Annotated in this window: 2 tRNA genes and 3 rRNA genes; all 5 read right to left on the bottom strand. The window is 46.5% G+C overall.

What is annotated here, in order from left to right:
- Positions 1-70: 70 nt before the first annotated feature.
- The 5 genes from rrf to DRF65_RS28005 all read right to left on the bottom strand — a co-directional run bounded on the left by rrf (position 71) and on the right by DRF65_RS28005 (position 5,243).
- Positions 71-178: ribosomal RNA gene (gene rrf, locus DRF65_RS28025) — 5S ribosomal RNA — on the bottom strand.
- A 144-nt stretch (positions 179-322) separates the two neighbouring features.
- Positions 323-3,080 (bottom strand): 23S ribosomal RNA (locus DRF65_RS28020).
- Positions 3,081-3,283: 203 nt separating this feature from the next.
- Positions 3,284-3,357 (bottom strand) — tRNA-Ala (locus DRF65_RS28015).
- Positions 3,358-3,444: 87 nt separating this feature from the next.
- Positions 3,445-3,518: transfer RNA gene (locus DRF65_RS28010), tRNA-Ile, on the bottom strand.
- Between the two features lie 208 nt (positions 3,519-3,726).
- Positions 3,727-5,243, bottom strand: a 16S ribosomal RNA gene (locus tag DRF65_RS28005).
- The 16S, 23S and 5S rRNA genes sit together here with 2 tRNA genes alongside, the layout of an rRNA operon.
- Between the last annotated feature and the right edge of the window lie 215 nt (positions 5,244-5,458).

Raw genomic sequence — 5,458 nt, 5'->3', positions numbered from 1 at the left:
TTGATCCTTGAGTATAGAGCAAAAAAAAATCCTTTATCTTTCGATAAAGGATTTTTAAAAATAAAATAAAAACTGGCGGCGGCCTACTCTCCCGCGTTAGCAGTACCATCGGCGCTGGTGGGCTTAACTTCTGTGTTCGGAATGGGAACAGGTGAGCCCCACCGCTAAAACCACCCTAAAGGTTGTATATAAGATATCAGAGGATAGATTTCAGATTTCAGACTTAAAGTCTTATATCTGATGTCTTGTATCTGACATCTGTTTTAAGCGATAAAAACTTTCACAAAGAGCTAACCTTGCTGCACTTCCGTGCGCCATATCAGGCTATAAATCTACGGGTAATTAGTACTACTCGGCTATGACATTACTGTCTTTACACCTGTAGCCTATCAACGTCGTCATCTCCAACGACCCTTAAAAGATGTCTCATCTTGAGGCGAGTTTCGCACTTATATGCCTTCAGTGCTTATCTCTTCCAAACGTAGCTACTCAGCAGTGCACCTGGCGGTACAACTGATACACCAGAGGTTTGTTCAATTCGGTCCTCTCGTACTAGAATCAAGCCCTCTCAAACATCTAACGCCCGCAATAGATAGAGACCGAACTGTCTCACGACGTTCTGAACCCAGCTCGCGTGCCACTTTAATGGGCGAACAGCCCAACCCTTGGGACCTTCTCCAGCCCCAGGATGTGACGAGCCGACATCGAGGTGCCGAACCTCCCCGTCGATGTGAGCTCTTGGGGGAGACTAGCCTGTTATCCCCGGAGTACCTTTTATCCTATGAGCGATGGCCCTTCCATACGGAACCACCGGATCACTATGTCCTGCTTTCGCACCTGATCGACTTGTAGGTCTCACAGTCAAGCACCCTTATGCCATTACACTCTACGCACGGTTACCAAGCGTGCTGAGGGTACCTTTGAAAGCCTCCGTTACTCTTTTGGAGGCGACCACCCCAGTCAAACTACCCACCACGCAATGTCCTTCTAAAAGAAGTTAGGCTCCAAGTAAGTAAAGGGTGGTATTTCAACGTTGGCTCCACCTACACTAGCGTGCAAGCTTCAAAGCCTCCCACCTATCCTACACATTACTTACTCAAAGTCAATACGAAGTTATAGTAAAGGTTCACAGGGTCTTTTCGTCCCATTGCGGGTAATCGGCATCTTCACCGATACTACAATTTCACAGAGCTCATGGTTGAGACAGTGCCCAGATCGTTACACCATTCGTGCAGGTCGGAACTTACCCGACAAGGAATTTCGCTACCTTAGGACCGTTATAGTTACGGCCGCCGTTTACTGGGGCTTCAGTCAATGCCTTCGGTTTAACCCTAAGCACCTTCCTTAACCTTCCAGCACCGGGCAGGTGTCAGACCCTATACTGCATCTTTCGATTTTGCAGAGTCCTGTGTTTTTGATAAACAGTCGCCTGGGCCTCTTTACTGCGGCCACCATTGCTGATGGCGTCTCTTCTCCCGAAGTTACGAGACTATTTTGCCTAGTTCCTTAACCATGATTCACTCTAGCACCTTAGGATTCTCTCCTCGACTACCTGTGTCGGTTTTGGTACGGGTTGCTTCACTTCGGCTTTTCTTGGAAGCACTTTCCCTACAGCAGCTTCGCCCGAAGGCTAGGCCTTGACTATTCCGTCAGTCTCCAGTAAGTACGGCACTCCGTCCCCTTTTTAGTGTGAGCAAGTATGGGAATATTAACCCATTGTCCATCCACTTCCCCGTTCGGGTTCGCGTTAGGTCCCGACTAACCCTCAGCTGATTAGCATGGCTGAGGAAACCTTAGTCTTTCGGTGAGCGGGTTTCTCGCCCGCTTTATCGTTACTTATGCCTACATTTTCTTTTCTATCCGCTCCACAATACCTCACAGTACTGCTTCGGCGCAAATAGAATGCTCTCCTACCAGATGTATCTAAAATACAAATCCATAGCTTCGGTAATATGTTTATGCCCGATTATTATCCATGCCGGACCGCTCGACTAGTGAGCTGTTACGCACTCTTTAAATGAATGGCTGCTTCCAAGCCAACATCCTAGCTGTCAATGCAGTCCAACCGCGTTGCTTCAACTTAACATATATTTTGGGACCTTAGCTGTTGGTCTGGGTTCTTTCCCTCTCGGACATGGACCTTAGCACCCATGCCCTCACTGCCGTAGAACATTTATTAGCATTCGGAGTTTGTCAGGAATTGGTAGGATTTGACTCCCCCGCATCCAATCAGTAGCTCTACCTCTAATAAACTTATATACGACGCTGCACCTAAATGCATTTCGGAGAGTACGAGCTATCTCCCAGTTTGATTGGCCTTTCACCCCTACCCACAGGTCATCCGAAGACTTTTCAACGTCAACCGGTTCGGTCCTCCACTCTGTGTTACCAGAGCTTCAACCTGCCCATGGGTAGATCACAAGGTTTCGCGTCTAATCCTACTAACTATACGCCCTATTCAGACTCGCTTTCGCTCCGGCTCCGGTACTTAATACCTTAACCTCGCTAGTAAAATTAACTCGTAGGCTCATTATGCAAAAGGCACGCCGTCACACCATATAGGTGCTCCGACCGCTTGTAGGCGTACGGTTTCAGGTTCTATTTCACCCTTCTATTCGAAGTGCTTTTCACCTTTCCTTCACAGTACTTGTTCACTATCGGTCTTTCAGGAGTATTTAGCCTTGGAGGATGGTCCCCCCATATTCAGACAGGATTTCACGTGTCCCGCCCTACTCATTTATCACTTAAATATGCCTTTCATATACGGGGCTATCACCCTCTATGGCTGTTCTTTCCAGAACATTCTATTAAACATAAATTAGCTTTTGGGCTAATCCGCTTTCGCTCGCCACTACTTACGGAATCTCTTCGATTTCTTTTCCTCCGGGTACTTAGATGTTTCAGTTCTCCGGGTTTGCTCCTCTTACGAGGTGACTGGTCTTCAACCAGCCGGGTTGCCCCATTCGGACATCTGCGGATCAATTCGTGTGTGCCAATCCCCGCAGCTTTTCGCAGCTTACCACGTCCTTCGTCGCCTCTGAAAGCCTAGGCATCCGCCATACGCCCTTAACGATTTCTTTCCTAATATTAAATTAGTTCAGTATTTTTTGATAAAATTTAATTTATCGATATTTTTATAAACTCGGCACTCGAAAGTGCTCGGTTATCTCTTTGTGATGTCTTTACCGTTAATGTCAATGATCTTAATTTCTTCTTGTCCAACTGATGAACGAATATTGTTTTTGGCTCTATCCGTAACTTTTAAATCAGTCTTCCAAAACTGTGGAGAATAAGGGAGTCGAACCCTTGACCTCCTGCGTGCAAGGCAGGCGCTCTAGCCAGCTGAGCTAATTCCCCCTCTAGTAGACTTCAGATGTCAGATCCCAGATTCCAGACTTAAATGTCTGATGTCTATTATCTGATGTCTTCCCGTCTTATAATTAGTAGTCTCGGGCAGGCTCGAACTGCCGACCTCTACATTATCAGTGTAGCGCTCTAACCAGCTGAGCTACGAGACTGTCTGTTAGACTAACAGATTTCAGATAATAGATATCAGATTTTTCTGACTCTTCTATCTTAATCCTCGTCTCTCTCAATCCCTTTACTAATTTCTAGTGGGTTTTGTATTTTTAATATAATCAACCAAACAAAAAACTAAAGCTTTACTTTGAATAAGTACTTGTATCTCTCGATACTAATTTTGTTTATCGTCTTTAAGACGCTCTAAAATGAGATGTTCCAGCCGCACCTTCCGGTACGGCTACCTTGTTACGACTTAGCCCTAGTTACCTGTTTTACCCTAGGCAGCTCCTTTTACGGTCACCGACTTCAGGTACCCCAGACTTCCATGGCTTGACGGGCGGTGTGTACAAGGCCCGGGAACGTATTCACCGCGCCATGGCTGATGCGCGATTACTAGCGATTCCAGCTTCATAGAGTCGAGTTGCAGACTCCAATCCGAACTGAGACCAGCTTTCGAGATTTGCATCACATCGCTGTGTAGCTGCCCTCTGTACTGGCCATTGTATTACGTGTGTGGCCCAAGGCGTAAGGGCCGTGATGATTTGACGTCATCCCCACCTTCCTCTCTACTTGCGTAGGCAGTCTCACTAGAGTCCCCAACTTAATGATGGCAACTAGTGACAGGGGTTGCGCTCGTTGCAGGACTTAACCTAACACCTCACGGCACGAGCTGACGACAACCATGCAGCACCTTGAAAAATGTCCGAAGAAAAGTCTATTTCTAAACCTGTCATTTCCCATTTAAGCCTTGGTAAGGTTCCTCGCGTATCATCGAATTAAACCACATAATCCACCGCTTGTGCGGGCCCCCGTCAATTCCTTTGAGTTTCATTCTTGCGAACGTACTCCCCAGGTGGCTAACTTATCACTTTCGCTTAGTCTCTGATCCCGAAAGACCAAAAACGAGTTAGCATCGTTTACGGCGTGGACTACCAGGGTATCTAATCCTGTTCGCTCCCCACGCTTTCGTCCATCAGCGTCAGTTGTTGCTTAGTAACCTGCCTTCGCAATTGGTGTTCTAAGTAATATCTATGCATTTCACCGCTACACTACTTATTCCAGCTACTTCAACAACACTCAAGACCTGCAGTATCAATGGCAGTTTCACAGTTAAGCTGTGAGATTTCACCACTGACTTACAGATCCGCCTACGGACCCTTTAAACCCAATAAATCCGGATAACGCTTGCACCCTCCGTATTACCGCGGCTGCTGGCACGGAGTTAGCCGGTGCTTATTCGTATAGTACCTTCAGCTAGATACACGTATCTAGGTTTATCCCTATACAAAAGAAGTTTACAACCCATAGGGCCGTCGTCCTTCACGCGGGATGGCTGGATCAGGCTCTCACCCATTGTCCAATATTCCTCACTGCTGCCTCCCGTAGGAGTCTGGTCCGTGTCTCAGTACCAGTGTGGGGGATCACCCTCTCAGGCCCCCTAAAGATCGCAGACTTGGTGAGCCGTTACCTCACCAACTATCTAATCTTGCGCGTGCCCATCTCTATCCACCGGAGTTTTCAATATCGAATGATGCCATTCAATATATTATGGGGTATTAATCTTCCTTTCGAAAGGCTATCCCCCAGATAAAGGCAGGTTGCACACGTGTTCCGCACCCGTACGCCGCTCTCTCATTTCCGAAGAAACAATACCGCTCGGCTTGCATGTGTTAGGCCTCCCGCTAGCGTTCATCCTGAGCCAGGATCAAACTCTCCATTGTATGTTTGTCTGACTCACTCAAAGTTTTTTAACGCTTTAGTTTTTCCTTACTTGGTTGTTATATTGTATGTCAATGATCTTTATATCTTTCGCTTTATAATGAAGCACTCTCTTCTGTCAGTGGCGCTCCATATTTGCGAGTGCAAAAGTAAAACTTTATTTTGATTTGACCAAATGTTTTGAAAGAAAATTTTAAAGTTTTTTAACTAACCCTAA

The sequence above is a fragment of the Chryseobacterium pennae genome (assembly GCF_003385515.1).
In the GTDB taxonomy this organism is placed as follows: domain Bacteria; phylum Bacteroidota; class Bacteroidia; order Flavobacteriales; family Weeksellaceae; genus Chryseobacterium; species Chryseobacterium pennae.
This window is presented reverse-complemented; position numbering and strand designations above follow the sequence as displayed.